The organism is Acutalibacter sp. 1XD8-33, assembly GCF_003612555.1.
Classification (GTDB): Bacteria; Bacillota; Clostridia; order Oscillospirales; family Acutalibacteraceae; genus Acutalibacter.
This window is the reverse complement of the sequence record NZ_RAZF01000006.1, coordinates 95,232-112,720: the sequence shown is the minus strand read 5'-3', so window position 1 is coordinate 112,720 and position 17,489 is coordinate 95,232. Positions and strand designations below refer to the sequence as shown.

Here is a 17,489-nt window from a genome sequence, read left to right as displayed (position 1 = left end):
CTGGCCCCCGAGGGGATGAGCTTTTCCAGAGGAAGAAATCCAGAGGTTGACCCACTTTCAGGAGCAATATTATCACTCGGAGATCAGAATGGAGGAACTATGACACCTTTAGAGCAGGTCAGCCACGAGACGATGACGTTCATGCGGGGCAAATACTGCCTGAATGAGGTAGGGAACGGCAAGGACGAGCTGAAATTCCGGCAGGGGAAGCGGACCATTCTCACGGTCTACGTCAGAGAGAACAGGTTCGACTTTCTGCTCATCTTCGGCAAAAAGGAGCGGGAGGCCTTTGAGGCCCGGCGGGAAGAGTTTTCCCCCTTGGTGACGGGAATTTACGACGGCGCAAAAACCTATCACGATGGCAAGTGGATGATGTTCCCCGTGACCACGCTGGAACAGCTGGAGGAGCTGAAAGAGCTCATTTTGATAAAGAAAAAGCCCAACCGCAAGCCCTTTTCCAAGGAGGGCGCGGTGTACGGCCAGTGCGGCCAGCGCTGCGATCTGTGCGTGCATTACATAGGCCAGGACGAGGCCCGGCGGCAGGAGATGATCCCGCCCCTTACCCGGATGTATGGGATCACCGACTGGTCCATGCGTTGCGGCGGCTGCAAAAGCAGCACCTGCTACTGCAAGGACGCCCCCTGCCCCGCCAAGGCCTGCGCGGCGGAACGGGGTCTTGTCCAGTGTAGGGACTGTCCGGAACACCCCTGCATCCGGGCTGCCACCTCGGACCATCTGTCTATGATCCACACCGAGAGCCATGACGCGGCGGAGATCACCTGGGGGATTCTCCCCTATGTGCCCTATCAGTATGAGGAGAGGTAAGTTATGCCATATATTTCCATAGAATGCGGGAACCTGGACGGCGCGCAGAAGGCGGCACTGATTGAGCGGCTCACCGCTGTGGCGGCAGAGGTCACCCATATTCCCACGGAGTTTTTTACTGTCACCATAAAAGAGCTGCCCGATGAGAACTTCGGCATCGGCGGCAGAAATATCGGAGAGCTCAAGGCGGAGTATGCCGCCCGAGGCGCGAGTGGAGAATAAGAGCCCGACGGGAGGAGCCAATGGAAGCAATCAAAAAAGTCCTACACGAGAGCTGGGACCAACTGGAGGCCCGGCACAGAATTGGCCCGGGTGAGTACGAGTACTGCCGCAGGAAATTCGTGAGCCTGGGCCAGGGAAGGCAGTGCGTGGTCAGCGTGTACGAGGTGCCTCCGGGCAAGGCCGCGTATCCCTACCACTACCACTTGAAAAACGAGGAAACCTTCTTCATCGTCAATGGGAAAGGACTGCTGCGGACCCCGGAGGGGGAACGGGAGATAAAAACTGGGGATTTACTCTTTTTCCCAGCAGAGCCAGGCGGAGCCCACAAGCTCACCAACACGGGGGACGAGCCTCTAGTCTATGTGGACTTCGACACCCAGAACGACCTGGACGCGGCGATCTACCCGGATTCAGGCAAAATTGGAGTTTGGGGCCGGGACGTGAACAAGGTATTTCTAGAAGGAGACGCCGTGGACTACTATGAGGGGGAGTAGGCAAAGCACATATCGTTAGCACAATTTAAATTAAAAAGAGATAAAAGCCTCTTTTAAACCAGCTGCAGAAAATGGAATTAGAATTTACTGATAAAGGAGAAAAGCATTATGAACGCCAAAGGGACAGTGCATAAATATGGAGACGACGTGAACACCGACGTGATCATCCCCGCCCGGTATCTGAATACCGCCTCCCACGCGGAGCTTGCGGCCCACTGCATGGAGGACATCGACAAGAATTATGTGAAGAACGTGAGGCCTGGGGACGTGGTGGTGGCCGGCAAAAACTTCGGCTGCGGCTCCTCCCGGGAGCACGCGCCCATCGCCCTGAAAGCCAGCGGGGCTTCCTGTGTGATCGCCAAGACCTTTGCCCGCATCTTTTACCGCAACTCCATCAACATCGGCTTTCCCATTCTGGAATGCCCGGAGGCTGCGGAGGAAATCCAGCCTGGGGATGTGGTAGTCGTGGATTTTGACAGCGGCCTCATCACCGACGAGACCACCGGCAAGGCCTATCAGGCCCAGCCCTATCCGGAGTTTTTGCAGAACATCATCAAAAGCGGCGGGCTACTGGAGTCCATCAAGGGCTGAGCCATGGAAACCGTCTATTTCCCCAGCTGCAATTTCACCAAGGCCAGCCCCCAGGCCGCCAAGAAGCTGCGGGATTGGATAAAAGAGGCCATGCCTGTGGCAGGATGCTGCCGCACGGAAAAAAGGAAATATCCGACAGGAAGTCGGGCCCTGTACTTTTGCCAAGCATGCCGGGAAACTCTGGAAAAACGGTTTCCTGAGTTGGAGCCGGAGAATCTGTTCGTCTGGCTGGACCGGGAGGAATGCCTTGCCCTACCTGATTATCATGGGCTGATGGTGAGCGTACAGGACTGCTGGCGGGACCGAGAGCATCCGGAGATCCACCAAGCGGTGCGAAACCTGTTGTGCAAAATGGAGATCGACTGGCAGGAGATCCCCGAGAGCCATGAGCGTGCCAATTACTGTGGAAACCTGCATTTTGAGCCTGAACGTCCAGAGGCCGCAGCTCTGGTAAAAGCCCGGCCCGGCCAGGAGCTCTATCAGTTCCCGGAGGAGGAGCAGAGGCGGATTTTTGCCGAACAGCTGGAAAAGCATGGGGGCCTGCCTGTGCTCTGCTACTGTAACCGCTGCAAGCTGGGCATGGAGACGGCGGGCGGCAAGGCCGTGCATCTGATGGAGCTTCTTATGGGAACTTATTGAAATAATAATCCCCCGGCGGAGCCGGGGGGGGGGGGCTATTTCAGGGAGTCGCAAAACACTTTCAGGTCCCGCTTCACGGCCTCCGGAAGGGTGTTGAAATCCGACAGTTCCCTCCAGGGCATACAGATGCACCAGGCAGACCTGAGGGTAGACAGCCTTCAGCCGGGCAAAAGCCTCCCGAGACCCCAGAGCCTCCAGACGGGGGAATCGATCCCCTCAGAGGCCAGCTTTTTGGCCATCTCCGTGTCAATGTTCCTCAGAGAAGTCAATTCCGCCATGCCGCAGCCCTCAGATAAACTTAACGGCTGTACCGTAAGCCATCACCTCCGCCGCGCCAGACATAATCGCGGAGGTGGCAAACCGCAGACAGACAACGGCATCCGCACCCATGGCCCCCGCCTAATTCACCAAGCGCTGAATAGCGATATTCCGGGCGTCGTCCATCATCTGGGTGTAGGACTTCAGCTCGCCGCCTACCAAGGTTTTGAAGCTCTGGCCGATATCGTGGCCAATGTTTTTCGACTGGATAGTACTGCCCATGACAATTCCAAGCACCTAATAGTCCTGGCCGGGAATATGCTCTGTGTTGACAACCAGCATATTGATTCCCCTTTCTTTCGTTTTGTCGTATATTTCTATATATTATAAAGAGGAATGGGAGAGTTTGTCAAGACTTTTTCCGGGCCATCCGGACCAGCAGGCAGGCCACCATGACCAGTGGAAATACCGCCGCGCTGAGCATTCCTGCCCGCAGGCCGGCGAATTCGCTCACCATCCCCGCCAGAGCCGGGCCGGAGGAGCAGCCGATGTCCCCGCACACGGCCAGCAGGCCGAACATGGCCGCGCCACCCTTAGGATAGGCTCCCGCCGTGGAACTGAGTACCCCTGGCCACATCAGGCTGATGGAGAAGCCGCACAGGGCGCAACACAGCAGGGAGAGCATGGGGACCCGCAACAGGGCCGCCCCCATGTAGCAGAGCACACAGAGCACGGCGGTGGAGAGCAGGGAGCGGTACAGATTCATCCGGGCCCCAAAGACCCCGTAGATGGTCCGCCCGATCCCCATGAACACCGCGAAGAGGCAGGGCCCCAGCAGGTCCCCCCACAGCTTCTCCATCCCCAGGGCCTGCTCGGCGAAGAGGGAGCTCCACTGGCTCATGGCTAGCTCGGAGGCCCCAGCGCAGAGCATGAGCACCATGGAGAGCACAAAGAGCCGAGACCTAACCAGCCGGCCCAGGGGGATCTTCTCCTCCTGGGAGACGGTGGGCCGCAGGGGCACCCGGGCGAAGGAGAAGGTGTTCAAAAAGGGCAGCGCCGCCCAGAGCAGGGGCAGCGTCCACCAGAGCTCCTCGCCCAGCAGGCGCACGGCCAGGGTGGTGAGGAGAACCACGGCCACCTGGCCCCAGCAGTAGAAGGAGTGGAGCAGGCTCATCTTGGCGTCCTTGGCCTCGCTGGGCAGGGAGTCGATGATGGGGCTGACGGCCACCTCGATGATGCCGCCCCCCATCGCCGTGATGATGGTGGCGATGGCAAGGCCCAGGAACGGCGTGGGCATCACTCGGGGGAGAACGCCCAGGAGCACCAGCCCCGCCGTGCAGCAGATATGGGCGGACACCGTGGCGGCCCGGTAGCCGATACGGTCCACAAAACGGACGCAGAGCACATCCACGCAGATCTGGGTGACGAAGTTGAAGAGGATCAAAGAGGAGATCATGGCGTAGGAGATGCCGAACTCCTTCTGGAAGATCACGAAAAAGAGGGGGCTGAGGTTGTTTACCACACCCTGGACTATGTACCCCCGGTAGCACGCCATACGGGTGCTGCGATATGAGATGGGTTCGCGCAAGGGAATCCCTCCTAAAAATATTGCAAGTTGTCTGATTATAGCAAAAGGCGTGGGGAAAGTCAAGGCTGGCGGAGTGCACAAAGGTGGGAGCGCACGGAAGTGCTTTTTTGTGGAGTGAATGGAGGCCTCCGGGCGCGGCAGACTTGGCTTCGCCAAGTCTTGGACCGCGCAATGTGGTTAGCTATGGCGCAATCAGCTAACCAGGGTAAAGTTTTCGTCCACCTTTTTCAAAAGGTGGTGGGGTTCTTAGGGGCAACGCCCCTAAGCTGCCAGCGGCCTTCCAATACTCAAAAAAAACAATCAAGCCACTCCCGGCGTCGTCCCCATTCTATGCCACCCAAAGAAAAACGGTCACAAATTCAATTTATTTTCGGCATGCCATTGCTTTTTCAAAAAAGATTCTGTATAATATTACCAGAACCAAATCGGGCGGAAATCCGCTCAAATCGGAATAGAAGGAGTGCATACCAATGAAATTAGGTATTTTGACCAATGTGATTGGCGATACCCCCCTGAAGGAGGCCCTGGCGTATTTCAAGTCTCTGGGCGCCCAGATGGTGGAGATCGGCTGTGGCGGCTATCCCGGCAAGGACCACTGCGACCCCGGCGTGCTGCTTCATGACGAGGCGAAGCTACAGGACTTCAAGGACACCATTGCGGCCTCCGGCCTGGAAATCAGCGCCCTTTCCTGCCATGGCAACCCCATCCATCCCAACAAGGAGATTGCAAAAGCCTTTGACGACGATCTCCACAACGCAGTGCTCATGGCAGAAAAGCTGGGCATCCACCAGATCAACACTTTCTCCGGCTGTCCCGGTGACTGTCCTGAGAGTAAGAACCCCAACTGGATTGTGTGCGCCTGGCCTCCGGAGTTCCCGGAGGTACTGGAGTGGCAATGGAACGAGGTGCTCATCCCCTACTGGAAGAACTTCGTGGCCTTTGCCAAGGAACATGGGGTAAACAAGATCGCTTTTGAAATGCACCAGGGCTTCTGCGTGTACAACACCCGGACAATGAAGCGCATCCGGGAGGCCGTGGGCCCAGAAATCGGCGCGAACTTGGATCCCAGCCATCTCTTCTGGCAGGGCATGGATCCCCTGAAGGTGATCCGCGAACTGGGCGGCGACGCCATCTTCCACGTACACGCCAAAGACGCCAAGATCGACCCCATCAATGGACCCATCAACGGCACTCTGGACACTCTGAGCTATGCAGACGAGGTGAACCGCTCTTGGATTTTCCGCAGCATCGGCTATGGCCATGATGAGCTGTTCTGGAAGGATTTCGTCAGCCAGCTGCGTCTGGTAGGCTATGACTATGTGCTCTCCATTGAGCACGAGGACAGCCTGATGAGCAAGAATGAGGGTCTAGTGAAGGCCTGCGACGTGCTCAAGCGCTCCATCACCTTCGAGGACAAGATGACCGACGCCCGCTGGATCTGAGCGGGGAGCCCCCGCAGGTGAGACGCGATGTCGCGCAAAGCAACGCGCTCGACACTGCTGGGAGAGGGCTGGTCCACCGCGCCCCACGGTTTGGTGGGTAAGGCAGGCTTGCTCTCCTGGTGGCTAGGAGGAATCCTCCGGGGGCGGGAGTGGTTTGACAGAGCCTTTCACGCCATATAGGCCCATACCCCAAGCCGGGTGAGCGAAAACAAAAATCAAAAAAGGGCATGAGCCGGGAAAGATTCTGGTTCATGCCCTTTTTGTATTTCTGTACTTTCTGAAAGACAATTGTGCAGAGTCATTTTCTTTCAAAAAGTATAGAATCTGTCACCAAGGGCTTTTGTACAGACTTTCATGCTGGCTTAAGGATGTCGTTTTATATCGTTACATAGAGCACTCGCCCTATATAGGTTTTTTAGAAGTTCCTGTCAACATCTTTATGTCTCAATCGTATTTCAGATGAAGGCGCTTTCATAAAGGAGCTGGTAAACCCATGAAACAAATGGACAGACTGGAAGCTGAGCGGATTGTGGCCGCTTATGCGGACACTCTGCTGCGCGTGAGTTTCACCTATCTGCGCTCTACCCAAGACGCAGAAGATGTGGTGCAGACCGTATTCCTAAAGCTGCTGGCTTCCGGACCGGACTTCCAAAACGCGGAGCATGAAAAGGCATGGCTGATCCGCACGACAATCAATACCTGCAAAGACGAGCTTCGGGCGTTCCGGCGAAAGGCGGTCCCTTTGGATGCCGCTATGGAAAGGGAAGCGCCGGAGGTCCCTTCCTCCCCGGTGTTGGAGTCGGTCATGGCGCTCCCAGAAAAATACCGAGCTGCGATCTACCTCTTCTATTACGAAGGATATACCATCCAAGAGATTGCCAGTCTGCTGGGCCGCAGTGAATCCGCCGTAGCGGCACATCTGAGCCGGGGACGCAAAAAACTTCGAAATCTGCTGGACAAATAGAAAAACACAAAAGGAGGATACGTGATGAGCAAAGTGGAGCAGAATAGGCAGCAATATACTGAAGCCTTGGACACCTTAGCCTTCTCCTCAGAGACAAAGCAGCGTTTTATCCAAAACATGCTGGAATTTCCTATGCCTGCGGCCAAACGAAGATACCGTTCTGGAAAGATAATACTGGCTGCGGTGGTGTTGGGCGCCTTGTTGACTGTGACAGCCGCTGCGGCTGTCATCGGGCGGCAAAATCAAATCAGACCGGTGGACAGTACGGAAGAAGCCGCATGGTTGGAGCGGGAGAGCCAAGGTTCCCAGAATAATGTCGTAGTTCTGGGGACTTTTGACGGCGATTGGGAGTACCGCCCGCCCACAGTAGAAATTTCGGCCTGGTGGAAAGAGCTTGATGTGGCCGAAGCGGAAGAAACTCAAGGCAACTCCTCAGACAGCTGGACAAAAAAACGAACCATCCAAGAAGGAACTCAGAAGAAAACTCGATACTTGGGAACCCAGCTTTCAGATTTTCATAAACTTTGGAGCGGGACTCCACTGAACACTGATTTGCTGGAAAATCGGTATGAGCCTGTAGAGGACGCGCAGACCTGCTATACCTGTGAGCAGGGCGACAAATTGCGGGAGTTTTCGGTAGTCTCCGCCTATACCGGGGAAAACGGAACCGCTTTCACGCTGGAATTCAAATGTCACAAGGAGCCCCTTGGCAATTCCTATGTTTTGTCGGATAGTTATGCCTATACGGAAAGCTATGACACGGCGGATGGGACGGAGGTACTCCTTTCCATGGACCGCTCGAAAACCGGACAGTCTCTGTTCTGGGCAAATTTGGCCTCTGGCCGCTATTCATTCCATATGGTGGGAACGCGGATGGAGCTGGAGGATATCCATGCCTTACTAGATAGTCTCAATTTAGCCGCTTGTTTTGCAGAAAACGATACTTTTTGAAAGTGATACGTATGGTCTTTGGTGACAAGGATCTCACCCTGGACTGGATCAAACTTTTACTCTAGCCAATTGAGTTCGCCAAGGCCTAACACATTTCCACATCCAGAAGCCACTGGAACACAGCGATTCACTGAGCTGGCAAGCGAGAGTCGGAGGCCCACTGCCCCGCCGCAACCTCGCCCTTTGCGGCGGAAGCCAACTGGATTTCATTTTCCGCTTTCTGTTCTTCATAAAAAAACAAAATTCTCTTGCCAATAGTCTCTTGGCAAGAGAATTTTGCTTATCCCTTTATACCCCGCAATCATCAGGAGTGCCGGACTGTAAATCCTGTGATTCTCTATCTCAAACAATACGCGCCGTCCTCAGAAATGCTGGGCTATTCCCTACCGGAGAGTCCTTCAAAATAGTCCTGCTTTAAAATGGAGTAACACACATCGTCACAGATTTTTCCATCAAAACGCCGGCAGGCCCAAGGTGTCACGCCTTCCAGCCGGAAACCACATTTTTCAATCACCCGCTGGGAACGGGCATTGTCCGCATAATGGCTCACGGCCAGCACATCCAGCCCTCTCTTCTCAAAGCCATAGGCTACCATAGCCGCCAGAGCCTCAGGCATATAGCCCTGTCCCCATTGGTCCCGGCGAAGCTCATAGCCAACGGAAAGGCTGTTCACATGGAACCGGCGCAGATCCGTCTGATATTTGATCCTGCCAATGACCTCTCCCGTGTCCTTCCGTTGAATCGCATAGCACAAGTCATTCCGCAGATCCTTACGGAACATGCCCGCAGCAGACTCCAAGTTTCCGGCTGGCTCACACCCCGCCGGGGTCATCACCGCTGGGTCGGAGACAATATGCACATAAGCTTCAAAATCTTTATGCTCCCACCGGCGGATCCGCAGCCGCAGGGTCTCCATTTCCCCCCTCAACTTTTGAAAAAACCTCATAACTCCCTCTCTTTTAGAGTCCGCTTTAAACCAGACTCCGGCACGATCCCTTCTTCACGCCTTATAGTACAGATAAAACTGACAGCGGATCATACCGTTATACAACTTTCGACGCTTATCCGCCGGGCGGCCGAAGAGCTTCTCAAAATCCTCTTCCGGCGTGATGATACCATAGCTCCATCCGCGTCTAGGCAAGAAAACCCGGCCCATCTCCCGACAAAGCTCCTGGGCAGCTTTCTGATCCATCAGCCGTTGTCCATAGGGCGGGTTGCAGGCCACGCAGCCATAGGGAGCTTCCTCTTGGAAATGCCGGATATCCCGAACGAAAGTGGACACCCACTCCCCTACCCCGGCCCGGCGGGCGTTTTCCAGGGCAAGTTCCACCGCCGCCGGGTCAATGTCGTAGCCAGTGGCACGGAACCCACTGTCCCGGCATTCCAGGTCCCGGGCCCGCTCCCGTTCTCGCTGCCAAATCAGCCTGTCCACATTGTCCCAGCTCTCGGCTACGAACCCTCTGTTTACGCCGGGGGCTATTTTCATGGCAAGCAGCGCCGCCTCAATAAGCAGCGTGCCGGACCCGCAAAAGGGATCCAGAAAGTTCCCATCGCCTCGTAGGCGCATCAAATTGACCAACGCGGCGGCAAGGGTCTCCTTGATGGGTGCGGCAGAAGAAGCCGGCCTGTATCCTCTCTTGTGCAGGCCGGCCCCGCTGGTATCTATGGTTATACTCACCTGATCCTTCAGTATGCGAAAGCGGATTCTATGCAAGGAACCGTCCTCTGGAAACCAGCTCAGGTGATAGCAACTTTTCAGGCGTTCCACCACCGCCTTCTTGATGATGGCCTGACAGTCCGGCACACTATAGAGCTTGCTGTTCAGGCTGCTGCCGATGACGGGAAAGGCGTCCCTTTTCCCCAGGAAATCCTCCCAGGGCAAGGCTTTCACCCCTTGAAAAAGCTCCTCGAAAGACCTTGCCTGAAACTCTCCCAGACAGATTCCCACTCGTTCAGCATAGCGGCTGTTGATGTTGGCCCGGGCAAGGATGTCCCAGCCGCCCTCAAAAAGCACCCGGCCATTTTCCGCGCGGACATTTTGGCAGCCCAGTTCCCGCAGCTCCTGGGCCACCAATCCCTCCACGCCCATCAGGCAGGCTGCGGAATAAGTCATCTCTTTAGAGAAATTCATTTCTCTTCCGGCACCAACAGGCCGTAATCGCCATTTTTCCGGCGATAGACCACGTTAATTTCACCAGTCTGATCGTCTCTGAACATGAAAAATTCATGGTTCAGCATGTTCATCTGCATAATCGCCTCCTCAGGGGTCATCACCTTTACAGCGAAGCGCTTGGTACGCACTACCTGAAGCTCCTCATCCGGCTCGTCATAGTAATCGTCAGAGAACTCCAGGCCAGGGTCCACCTTTTTGGCCTTTTCCAGGCGGGTTTTATTCCTGCGCATCTGGCGGCCCAGGGCAGCGATCACATGGTCCAGGGCCTCGTTCATATCCTGGGCCGTTTCTTCCGCCCGGCAGATCATCCCCCGCTGGCGAATAGTGATCTCCACAGTCTGGCGGTTGCGTTCTACCGTAACTGTGACAGTAGCCTCGGCATCCTCGTCAAAAATCCGGTCGAATTTTGCCAGCTTTTTCTCTGCCAACTCCTTGAAATTATTGCGAAGATTCACTTTCCTGCCGATGATCGTGATTTTCATAAACCTTTCCTCCTTTTGTGCCCGCTTAAAAAGCAGGGAAAACCAGCTAAAAAGCAAAGTCTTGGAGCACTTGGCCCCGTCCATACATATTTTAACATGTTTTACAAAATAGTGCAAGAGTGAATTGCAAAAAGTATGCTTTTTGAGAGTGATATAGGGGCTTAGCTTGCGTAGCAGTGCGGCAAGGAGCACACGCCTGGGCGGGCATTCTGGCTGAGATACTGCGCATGTCTTTTGGGTATAGGTTCTAAAGAACCACTGTATGGTGCCTTGTTACATGGCAGCCCACGTTCACCGCCACCGGAAGCCCCGCAATATGGGTGGGATAGGCCTCAATGTTCACCGCCAGGGCCGTCACGTCCCCCCCGAAGCCCTGGGGTCCTACGCCGGTTTTGTTCACCGCATCCAGCATCTTCTCCTCCAGCCGGGCATAATAGGGGTCTGGGTTCCGCTCTGCCACGTCCCGGCAGAGGGCCCGCTTGGCCAACTCCGCGCAAAGCTCGAAGTCGCCTCCGATACCTACTCCCAGCACCACCGGCGGACAGGGGTTGCCACCGGCCTCCGCCACGGTGCGGGCCACAAAACCCACGATCTCCTCTTCCCCGGCGGCGGGGGTGAACATTTGCAGACGGCTCATATTCTCACTGCCAAAACCCTTGGGCGCCACGGTGAGGGCAAGCCTGTCCCCCGGAACCAGACGCACATGGAGCACCGCAGGGGTATTGTCTCCCGTATTGCCCCGCCGGATGGGATCCGCCACCACAGAGCATCGCAGCAGGCCGTCCCGATATCCCCGGTGCACGCCCTCGTTTACCGCGTCCTCAAACCTGCCAACGATGTGCACCTCTTGGCCCACATCGGCAAACACCACTGCCATGCCAGTATCCTGGCAGATGGGAATCTCCATCTCCCGGGCGGCCTGAAGATTCCGGCACAGATCTTCCATCACCGGCTTGGCAATAGAACCGCTTTCCCGTTGGAGACCCTCCTTCAGCAGAGCTTCCAGACTGGCCGGGAGCACCCGGTTGGCCTCGACACAGAGCCGCTCTATCGCGTTCGTAATCTCTATTCCCTGAATTTCCCGCATTTCCTTTCCTCCTAACAAACAAAAAAGCCCCATCGCAACGGGGCTTTCCAGCTCTATCCTTTTTGCCCCCGGCGGGAATAGCCCCGGCGGGATTCGTTGCCACGCTTCAAATCTGACATCTTCTCGTCGCTGGTCTGCTTGAACCGAGACATCATGTCCTCAAAGCTGCCGCTGTCATTGCGGCGGCCCTGCCACTCGAAGTCCCCCGGACGGCCGGGGCCCGGCTGGGGTTCTGGCCGGGGCTGGCGCGGCGGACGGGGACCCGGCTTTCTTCCTCCCCCTGGCCCGGGACGCCGGGGTCTCTGCTGTTCCTCCGGGGGAAGGGCCTTCTTCATGGAAAGGCTGATCTTGCCATCACTGTTGATAGACAGCACCCTCACCCGCACGACCTGCCCTTCTGAGACGAAGTCGTGAATCTCATTCACAAAGGTTGGCGCTATCTCTGAAATATGCACCATCCCGGTTTGGCCTCCCTCAAAGCTCACAAAGGCCCCAAATTTTGTAATGCCTGTCACCTTTCCCTCATAGATCTCTCCAACCTCAAGCCCCATGATCTCGCGCAAGCCTCCTCAGAATTTGACTCTTTCTCCATATCCACCAAAGCCTACTCGCCGCCCATATCCACAAAGACCCTCTCGTGGGGCTTTGCAAAGTCCAAGTCCTCCCGGGCGCGCCGCTCCGCGTACTCCGCCAGACCGTCCTCATTGTCAATGGCATTCTTCAGCTCCTGATTCTTCAGGTTCTGGGCATTCAGCTGTTCCTCCAACCGAGCCAGGTGGTCCTGCTTCTGCCGAATCTGCACCTGCCGCCCGATTAGGGAAACCAACACTGCCAGCGTGAAGCAGAGCACGGCAAATTTTACCAGTATGCCCCCCCAATTCTTTTTGCGGGTTTTCTTGGTCTCATTCAAAAGCAGCCCTCCCTTCGCTCAAGGGTATGGATGTGTTATTCCCATTATATACTAGTTTACGTAAGTTTTTCAAGGGGTTTTTTCGGATTTTTCCGCTTGCGGCTGGTTTTTTTCCGTTTTCTAGGGCTGGCTCCAGCCTTTCCGCTATATGTAGGGCCTTTAGAGGGCGTTCGCCGCTTTTGCCGGGCGAGACGGCAAGCCCGGCGGCTCCGCCTTCTGGCCGCAAGAGCTTTCACGGGACGGAAAGCCAGCACGGCGACGCCTTTACAAAAAGCCGCCAGCGGGCGGCGGACCCAATTTCTGAAAAAACTTCTAATCCACGCTGCCAGCTTTGACCAGATCCGGCGCAAAATCCGAGCGGCCCCCTCTACCATAGGATCCAGCGCCGCAATGATTCCCCAGGCCCCTAAAATCTGAAGCCCCGCTTGAAACATCCGCAGCCGGCCCCTGTCCACCGCCAAAGCGCAGAGGAAAGCTGTAAAAGCACAGCAGAGGCAGAACAGTATATCCAAAACGGCGGCGCAGAGCCTGCCGCCATGCAGGAGAATCCGCAGGAGCTTGCAGGCCAGGAAAAGCCCGCCCAGCAGCGCCCCGGAAAACAAACAGAGGCTTCCGGAGGGCAGGATTCCGGCGCTCATTTGAACAGCCTGCCAAAAAAGGACAGGGCCGCGCCGGTTTCTGTATAGGACACTGCCCCTACCTTGCCTTTTACCAGCATATCCCCTGTGTCTGAATTCAGGCTCTCAATATGCAGCTCTTCGCCTTTGATATTCAGCTGGCCCAGATCCGTTTGGGCCGCGATCAGCTCGTCACTGAAAAAATCCACCCGTTTGATCCCCGTAGCTGTCAGGCGTTCCCGGTTTTCCAGATTCAGGCCGTGCTTTTTTGGCTGTTCCGCCATGGGCTCCATCCCCTTCCAGAGGAACTATAGTTAACGCAGTCCAAAAGAGGAATTCCTCTTTTGGACTGGGCGGCAAAGCCACCCTGCTTGAAAATCGGTATTCACCGATTTCCAAGCGCGTTTACTATTATGCTCCGGCGGCAGAATCTAGAACCCCTGCCATCGGCCCAGGCGGTTGGGAGTGTAGGCTTTTAATCTTCTAACATCTGATACATGCCGGAGGCTTCTTCTTTTTTGGCGTACTCCGTCACGGAAAGCACCTTTGCCTTCAGCACCCGCTCGCCCAAGTGAATCTCCAGCAGATCTCCCTCTTTTACATTATAGGATGCCCGGGCTACCCCGCCGTTCACCAGCACCCGGCCCGCATCGCAGGCCTCGTTGGCTACAGTACGGCGTTTAATCAGCCGGGATACCTTTAAATATTTATCTAAACGCATGTGTTTCTCCTTTCCAGGCAGTTTCCAGAATAAAATCAAAAGAAAAAGCGGGCTCCATCCAGCCCGCTCTTTTCTTACTTTTTACCGTTTACTGCGTCTTTCAGCCCCTGGCCCACCTTAAAGGCCGGAGACTTGGACGCGGCGATCTCCATGCTCTCGCCGGTACGGGGGTCCCGGCCAAAACGAGCGGCGCGCTCTCTCACTTCGAAAGTGCCAAAGCCCACCAACTGCACCTTGTCACCCTTTACCAGGGCTTCCGTAATAGCGTCTACTACAGCCTTGACAGCAGCGTCGGCGTCCTTCTTTGTCAGCCCTGCTTTCTCGGCTACTTCTGCAATCAGCTCCGTTTTGTTCATGATTCTGGCTACCTCCCAAATTTTGTCCGTAGGCCGAAAAAAAGGCCTGCGGCAGTTGCTCATAGTAACAGTAGCAATGATATCACATCCAGCCCCGTTTTTCAAGCGTTTTTGCAATTTTTTGTCCTTTGGGCAGCATCATCAAGTCTTTCTTTGCCAGCGCATGGCTTGCCAGCAGCCCCATCACATATACGATTCCACCGCACAAAATGCCCAGCCCTGTGGCAGCCCCACTTTCCAATCCTAGCCGGCATAATCCCATATATGCACTCCAGGCGGCACACCCGCACAAAATTGAGCATCCCAGCGGCTTCAGAAAGAGCCTTCCCAAAGCCAGCTTTACCCTGGTCACCCGAATCAACACCCAAAGCTCCGCCACCGCCAGAAAGAGATAGCAGACGAAAGTGCCCGCCCCGGCTCCTTGAATATTGATCTCCGGAATCCCGCAAAGGCTCCAGTTTACAGCGATTTTTAAAGCCATGGCGACTATCATCAGCTTCACCGGCAGGTCCGCCCGCCCCACTGCTTGAAGCATGCTGGAAACCGGCACAGTCATGGCCGCCAGGAGGGAGGCTGGTCCTAAAGTGAGCAGCACGCCCGCCACAATCGGCGTGGAACTACCCCCATACAGCATCCGGGCGATGGGCTCCGCCAAGGCCGTAATCCCCACTCCTGCCGGAAAGCATACCAGGGCTGTGATCCCCAGCACCGACTCCATCCGCTCCCTGAGCTGGGCCTTCTCTCCTCTTGCCCAAGCCTCTGTCACCGCCGGAAGAGCGCTCATACCTATGGCCTGGGTTAATGCCGGAACCAGCAGGTAGAGCGTCATGGCAAGGGTATAGCAGCCATAGAGAAAGGTGGGGACCGCCTCTCGGTTTTCCAAATATGTTTGGGGAATCATCCCCTGATAGACTGCCAGCAGCCGCTCCGGATACCGGGCCATCAGTTCTCCAATGCGGCTCTGCAAAAATGTCGCGTCGATGAGCCCGGCGGCGTTCATGGCGATGGATCCCGCCGCCACTGGTCCTGTGATCTTCAACAGCGCCTTCACTGTAGAGGCCCAGTTTCTGGAAGGAGGAGCGCGCCGCCGCTCCCGAAGGCTTACCCCATCCCCCTTGATCCGCCAGCGAAGGCCCAGATAGGCTGCCGCCCCTAGAGAGCCGGCTGTCACCCCCAGCACCGCTCCCGCCGAGGCAAAAGCCAGAGTGAGGAACTGCGCCTGGTCCGGACTTCCGGCCAAAACGCCCAGCACCGTGCCCTGCGCCTCATATTCCGCCATCCCCCTTTGGGCCAGAAACCAGGCCAGCCCCAGTCCAAGGCACAGTTTGATTCCCGCCTCAATGATTTCCGATACCGCTGTGGGACCCATATTCCTCAGGCCCTCGTAGTATCCCCGGTACACCGCCCCAAAGCAGGCGAACACCAGGGCTGGAGTCAAGGCCAGCATAGGATAGATGGCGTTTTCACTGCCAATGATCCGCCGGCAGTAAAAGGGGGCGAAAACCGTCATCAGGATCCCCCCCACGAGGCCAAAGCCCAGAAACAGGGGTCCCGCTGCTTCTTTCACCGCCCGCACATCGTTCCATCGGCCCAGAGACGCGTTTTCACTTACCAGCCGGGAAACAGCCACCGGGAAGCCCGCCGTAGCCAGGCTGAATATCGGACCGTAAAAATTATAGGCCACATTGAACAGGCCCATGCCATATTCACCAATAATGTGCTGTAAAGGAATTTTAAACAGCGCGCCGATCACCTTTACCACCGCCATCCCGGCAGTAAGGATGACCGCGCCATAGAGAAAGCTCTGTTTTTTCAAATCATCATCTCCTGGGTTTTTAGAACTGAGGACCCGCATTTCTCTATGTATATTCAGTTTTTAACTGGCGATTGCTTTTTCTCCCAAAATATTGTATAATGATTTTTAAACTTCAGGAAAGGACTGAGCATATGGACGCCACACAAAGCAAGGCCCTGGCGCTGACCGCCGCCAAGGTCCGCACCGGTATAATCGAAGGCGTGTTCCACGCCAAATCAGGCCACCCGGGAGGCTCTCTCTCCTCGGCGGACATTTTCACCTATCTCTATTTTTCCCATATGAATATTGACCCCCAGAATCCCAAGGATCCTCACCGGGACCGCTTCGTGCTCTCCAAGGGCCACTGCGCCCCCGGCCTCTATTCCACCCTGGCCCAGAGGGGGTATTTCTCCCCAGAAGAACTCAAAAAACTGCGGCACATCGGGGCCATGCTCCAGGGGCATCCGGACATGAAGGGCACCCCCGGCGTGGACATGAGCACCGGCTCCCTGGGCCAGGGAGTCTCCGCCGCCGCCGGCATGGCCCTGGCTGCCAAGATGGACGGGAAATCCTACCGAGTCTACGCCCTGCTGGGAGACGGCGAGCTGGAGGAGGGCCAAGTCTGGGAGGCCGCTATGTTCGCCGCCCACCACAACCTGGACAACCTGTGCCTCATCGTGGACTACAACGGCCTGCAGATCGACGGCGACGTGGGCAAGGTGGCAGGCATCGCCCCCATCGACGAGAAGTTCCGCTCCTTCGGCTTTGAAGTGGCGGAGGCGGACGGCCACGACTTCCAGAGCCTGGAGGACGCCTTTGCCGCCGCCAAAGCCTGCGAGGGCAGGCCCTTTGCCATCATCGCGAAAACCACCAAGGGCAAGGGCGTGTCCTTCATGGAGAATCAGGCGGGCTGGCACGGCAAGGCCCCCAATCAGGAGCAGTATGAGCAGGCCATGGAGGAGCTTCGGGCTACGGAAAAGGCACTGGAGGGATAATATGACGCTGAAATGTATCAACATCGTCTCCACCCAGCGGGAGCGTCTGGTAGAATTCTACTCCCTGGTGCTCCAGGCCGAGGCGAAAGAGATCGTCCCCGGTCGCTGGGAACTGCCCGTAGGCGGCGTCACCCTGGTCATCACCCCCACTTGTGAAAAAACTCCGGTAAATAAGGACTGCTGCGGCCTGGAATTCCTGGTAGACGACGTGGACGGGGAATACGCCCGGCTTACCGCCGCCGGAGTGGAGGTCCCACAGCCCCCGGTGACCTATCCCTGGGGCTGGCGGGCAATCGGCATCAAGGACCCAGACGGCAACAATATTGATTTTGTCCACTGTGTGGGCGGGGCGGAGCAGGCCTGAACAGCATATAGAGAA

Annotated in this window: 22 protein-coding genes and 1 pseudogene; 10 read left to right on the top strand and 13 right to left on the bottom strand. The window is 56.3% G+C overall.

Annotated elements, in window-relative coordinates; translation table 11 throughout:
• Positions 1-99 precede the first annotated feature (99 nt).
• From D7X94_RS06830 to D7X94_RS06810, 5 genes are all read left to right on the top strand, one after another.
• The gene (locus tag D7X94_RS06830) at positions 100-825 is read left to right on the top strand and encodes a DUF3788 domain-containing protein (protein ID WP_158590927.1); all 726 of its coding nucleotides are present in this window, start codon (positions 100-102) and stop codon (positions 823-825) included.
• Positions 826-828: 3 nt separating this feature from the next.
• Positions 829-1,047 (top strand): 4-oxalocrotonate tautomerase DmpI, encoded by a 219-nt coding sequence (dmpI, locus tag D7X94_RS06825; protein ID WP_120426975.1) that lies wholly within the window; start codon positions 829-831, stop codon positions 1,045-1,047.
• Positions 1,048-1,067: 20 nt separating this feature from the next.
• Positions 1,068-1,541: a cupin domain-containing protein gene (locus tag D7X94_RS06820; protein ID WP_120426974.1), complete on the top strand. Its 474-nt coding sequence runs from the start codon at positions 1,068-1,070 to the stop codon at positions 1,539-1,541.
• A gap of 108 nt (positions 1,542-1,649) precedes the next feature.
• The gene (leuD, locus tag D7X94_RS06815) at positions 1,650-2,132 is read left to right on the top strand and encodes a 3-isopropylmalate dehydratase small subunit (protein ID WP_120426973.1); all 483 of its coding nucleotides are present in this window, start codon (positions 1,650-1,652) and stop codon (positions 2,130-2,132) included.
• 3 nt (positions 2,133-2,135) lie between these two features.
• Positions 2,136-2,771, top strand: coding sequence for a hypothetical protein (locus tag D7X94_RS06810; protein ID WP_120426972.1), 636 nt, complete (start codon positions 2,136-2,138; stop codon positions 2,769-2,771).
• Positions 2,772-3,059: 288 nt separating this feature from the next.
• Here the strand turns inward: D7X94_RS06810 and D7X94_RS06800 are convergent.
• Positions 3,060-3,326 (bottom strand): annotated as a pseudogene (locus D7X94_RS06800) (YbjQ family protein).
• Positions 3,327-3,438: 112 nt separating this feature from the next.
• Entirely contained in the window at positions 3,439-4,617 is a 1,179-nt protein-coding gene (locus tag D7X94_RS06795; protein ID WP_243111217.1) for an MFS transporter, read from the bottom strand.
• Positions 4,618-5,087: 470 nt separating this feature from the next.
• Between D7X94_RS06795 and D7X94_RS06790 the strand changes: the two genes are divergently transcribed.
• The 3 genes from D7X94_RS06790 to D7X94_RS06780 all read left to right on the top strand — a co-directional run bounded on the left by D7X94_RS06790 (position 5,088) and on the right by D7X94_RS06780 (position 7,974).
• A complete protein-coding gene (locus tag D7X94_RS06790; RefSeq protein WP_120426971.1) occupies positions 5,088-6,059 on the top strand; it encodes a sugar phosphate isomerase/epimerase family protein in 972 nt (323 codons plus the stop codon).
• Between the two features lie 493 nt (positions 6,060-6,552).
• On the top strand, positions 6,553-7,023 hold the full coding sequence (locus tag D7X94_RS06785) for an RNA polymerase sigma factor (protein ID WP_120426970.1): 471 nt from the start codon (positions 6,553-6,555) through the stop codon (positions 7,021-7,023).
• Positions 7,024-7,047: 24 nt separating this feature from the next.
• Positions 7,048-7,974: a hypothetical protein gene (locus D7X94_RS06780; protein ID WP_120426969.1), complete on the top strand. Its 927-nt coding sequence runs from the start codon at positions 7,048-7,050 to the stop codon at positions 7,972-7,974.
• A 376-nt stretch (positions 7,975-8,350) separates the two neighbouring features.
• Here D7X94_RS06780 and D7X94_RS06775 read toward each other — a convergent pair whose 3' ends face one another.
• The 11 genes from D7X94_RS06775 to D7X94_RS06725 all read right to left on the bottom strand — a co-directional run bounded on the left by D7X94_RS06775 (position 8,351) and on the right by D7X94_RS06725 (position 16,136).
• Positions 8,351-8,920 carry a GNAT family N-acetyltransferase gene (locus D7X94_RS06775; protein ID WP_120426968.1) on the bottom strand — a complete coding sequence of 190 codons (570 nt, stop codon included), beginning with the start codon at positions 8,918-8,920 and terminating at the stop codon, positions 8,351-8,353.
• Between the two features lie 54 nt (positions 8,921-8,974).
• A complete protein-coding gene (locus D7X94_RS06770) occupies positions 8,975-10,105 on the bottom strand; it encodes a THUMP domain-containing class I SAM-dependent RNA methyltransferase (RefSeq protein WP_243111216.1) in 1,131 nt (376 codons plus the stop codon).
• Entirely contained in the window at positions 10,102-10,629 is a 528-nt protein-coding gene (gene hpf, locus D7X94_RS06765; protein WP_120426967.1) for a ribosome hibernation-promoting factor, HPF/YfiA family, read from the bottom strand. The genes D7X94_RS06770 and hpf overlap by 4 nt, the downstream gene beginning before the upstream one ends.
• A 247-nt stretch (positions 10,630-10,876) precedes the next feature.
• Positions 10,877-11,716: a fumarate hydratase gene (locus tag D7X94_RS06760; protein WP_120426966.1), complete on the bottom strand. Its 840-nt coding sequence runs from the start codon at positions 11,714-11,716 to the stop codon at positions 10,877-10,879.
• Between the two features lie 53 nt (positions 11,717-11,769).
• Positions 11,770-12,267, bottom strand: coding sequence for a S1 RNA-binding domain-containing protein (locus D7X94_RS06755; protein WP_120426965.1), 498 nt, complete (start codon positions 12,265-12,267; stop codon positions 11,770-11,772).
• Positions 12,268-12,320: 53 nt separating this feature from the next.
• A complete protein-coding gene (locus D7X94_RS06750) occupies positions 12,321-12,626 on the bottom strand; it encodes an FtsB family cell division protein (RefSeq protein WP_158590926.1) in 306 nt (101 codons plus the stop codon).
• A gap of 56 nt (positions 12,627-12,682) precedes the next feature.
• Complete coding sequence (yabQ, locus tag D7X94_RS06745) at positions 12,683-13,264, bottom strand: spore cortex biosynthesis protein YabQ (RefSeq protein WP_120426963.1); 582 nt, start codon at positions 13,262-13,264, stop codon at positions 12,683-12,685.
• A complete protein-coding gene (locus D7X94_RS06740) occupies positions 13,261-13,527 on the bottom strand; it encodes a YabP/YqfC family sporulation protein (protein WP_158590925.1) in 267 nt (88 codons plus the stop codon). Before D7X94_RS06740 ends, yabQ begins: the two co-directional genes overlap by 4 nt.
• 191 nt (positions 13,528-13,718) lie before the next feature.
• On the bottom strand, positions 13,719-13,964 hold the full coding sequence (locus tag D7X94_RS06735) for an RNA-binding S4 domain-containing protein (RefSeq protein WP_120426961.1): 246 nt from the start codon (positions 13,962-13,964) through the stop codon (positions 13,719-13,721).
• Positions 13,965-14,038: 74 nt separating this feature from the next.
• Positions 14,039-14,320 (bottom strand): HU family DNA-binding protein, encoded by a 282-nt coding sequence (locus D7X94_RS06730; RefSeq protein WP_120426960.1) that lies wholly within the window; start codon positions 14,318-14,320, stop codon positions 14,039-14,041.
• A gap of 82 nt (positions 14,321-14,402) precedes the next feature.
• A complete protein-coding gene (locus D7X94_RS06725) occupies positions 14,403-16,136 on the bottom strand; it encodes a putative polysaccharide biosynthesis protein (RefSeq protein WP_243111215.1) in 1,734 nt (577 codons plus the stop codon).
• A 131-nt stretch (positions 16,137-16,267) separates the two neighbouring features.
• On the opposite strand from D7X94_RS06725, the gene D7X94_RS06720 reads away from it, so the two are divergent.
• A complete protein-coding gene (locus D7X94_RS06720) occupies positions 16,268-17,110 on the top strand; it encodes a transketolase (protein WP_120426958.1) in 843 nt (280 codons plus the stop codon).
• Between the two features lies 1 nt (position 17,111).
• Positions 17,112-17,474 carry a VOC family protein gene (locus tag D7X94_RS06715; RefSeq protein ID WP_158590924.1) on the top strand — a complete coding sequence of 121 codons (363 nt, stop codon included), beginning with the start codon at positions 17,112-17,114 and terminating at the stop codon, positions 17,472-17,474.
• Positions 17,475-17,489 lie beyond the last annotated feature (15 nt).

Excerpts from the sequence above, each read along its gene's own strand:
- D7X94_RS06730 (WP_120426960.1), bottom strand. The coding sequence starts at position 14,320 with ATGAACAAAACGGAGCTGATTGCAGAAGTAGCCGAGAAAGCAGGGCTG.
- D7X94_RS06830 (WP_158590927.1), top strand. The coding sequence starts at position 100 with ATGACACCTTTAGAGCAGGTCAGCCACGAGACGATGACGTTCATGCGG.
- D7X94_RS06740 (WP_158590925.1), bottom strand. The coding sequence starts at position 13,527 with ATGGCGGAACAGCCAAAAAAGCACGGCCTGAATCTGGAAAACCGGGAA.
- leuD (WP_120426973.1), top strand. The coding sequence starts at position 1,650 with ATGAACGCCAAAGGGACAGTGCATAAATATGGAGACGACGTGAACACC.
- D7X94_RS06775 (WP_120426968.1), bottom strand. The coding sequence starts at position 8,920 with ATGAGGTTTTTTCAAAAGTTGAGGGGGGAAATGGAGACCCTGCGGCTG.
- yabQ (WP_120426963.1), bottom strand. The coding sequence starts at position 13,264 with ATGAGCGCCGGAATCCTGCCCTCCGGAAGCCTCTGTTTGTTTTCCGGG.
- dmpI (WP_120426975.1), top strand. The coding sequence starts at position 829 with ATGCCATATATTTCCATAGAATGCGGGAACCTGGACGGCGCGCAGAAG.
- D7X94_RS06790 (WP_120426971.1), top strand. The coding sequence starts at position 5,088 with ATGAAATTAGGTATTTTGACCAATGTGATTGGCGATACCCCCCTGAAG.
- D7X94_RS06780 (WP_120426969.1), top strand. The coding sequence starts at position 7,048 with ATGAGCAAAGTGGAGCAGAATAGGCAGCAATATACTGAAGCCTTGGAC.
- D7X94_RS06735 (WP_120426961.1), bottom strand. The coding sequence starts at position 13,964 with ATGCGTTTAGATAAATATTTAAAGGTATCCCGGCTGATTAAACGCCGT.
- D7X94_RS06755 (WP_120426965.1), bottom strand. The coding sequence starts at position 12,267 with ATGGGGCTTGAGGTTGGAGAGATCTATGAGGGAAAGGTGACAGGCATT.
- D7X94_RS06720 (WP_120426958.1), top strand. The coding sequence starts at position 16,268 with ATGGACGCCACACAAAGCAAGGCCCTGGCGCTGACCGCCGCCAAGGTC.
- D7X94_RS06715 (WP_158590924.1), top strand. The coding sequence starts at position 17,112 with ATGACGCTGAAATGTATCAACATCGTCTCCACCCAGCGGGAGCGTCTG.
- hpf (WP_120426967.1), bottom strand. The coding sequence starts at position 10,629 with ATGAAAATCACGATCATCGGCAGGAAAGTGAATCTTCGCAATAATTTC.
- D7X94_RS06820 (WP_120426974.1), top strand. The coding sequence starts at position 1,068 with ATGGAAGCAATCAAAAAAGTCCTACACGAGAGCTGGGACCAACTGGAG.
- D7X94_RS06810 (WP_120426972.1), top strand. The coding sequence starts at position 2,136 with ATGGAAACCGTCTATTTCCCCAGCTGCAATTTCACCAAGGCCAGCCCC.
- D7X94_RS06770 (WP_243111216.1), bottom strand. The coding sequence starts at position 10,105 with ATGAATTTCTCTAAAGAGATGACTTATTCCGCAGCCTGCCTGATGGGC.
- D7X94_RS06760 (WP_120426966.1), bottom strand. The coding sequence starts at position 11,716 with ATGCGGGAAATTCAGGGAATAGAGATTACGAACGCGATAGAGCGGCTC.
- D7X94_RS06785 (WP_120426970.1), top strand. The coding sequence starts at position 6,553 with ATGAAACAAATGGACAGACTGGAAGCTGAGCGGATTGTGGCCGCTTAT.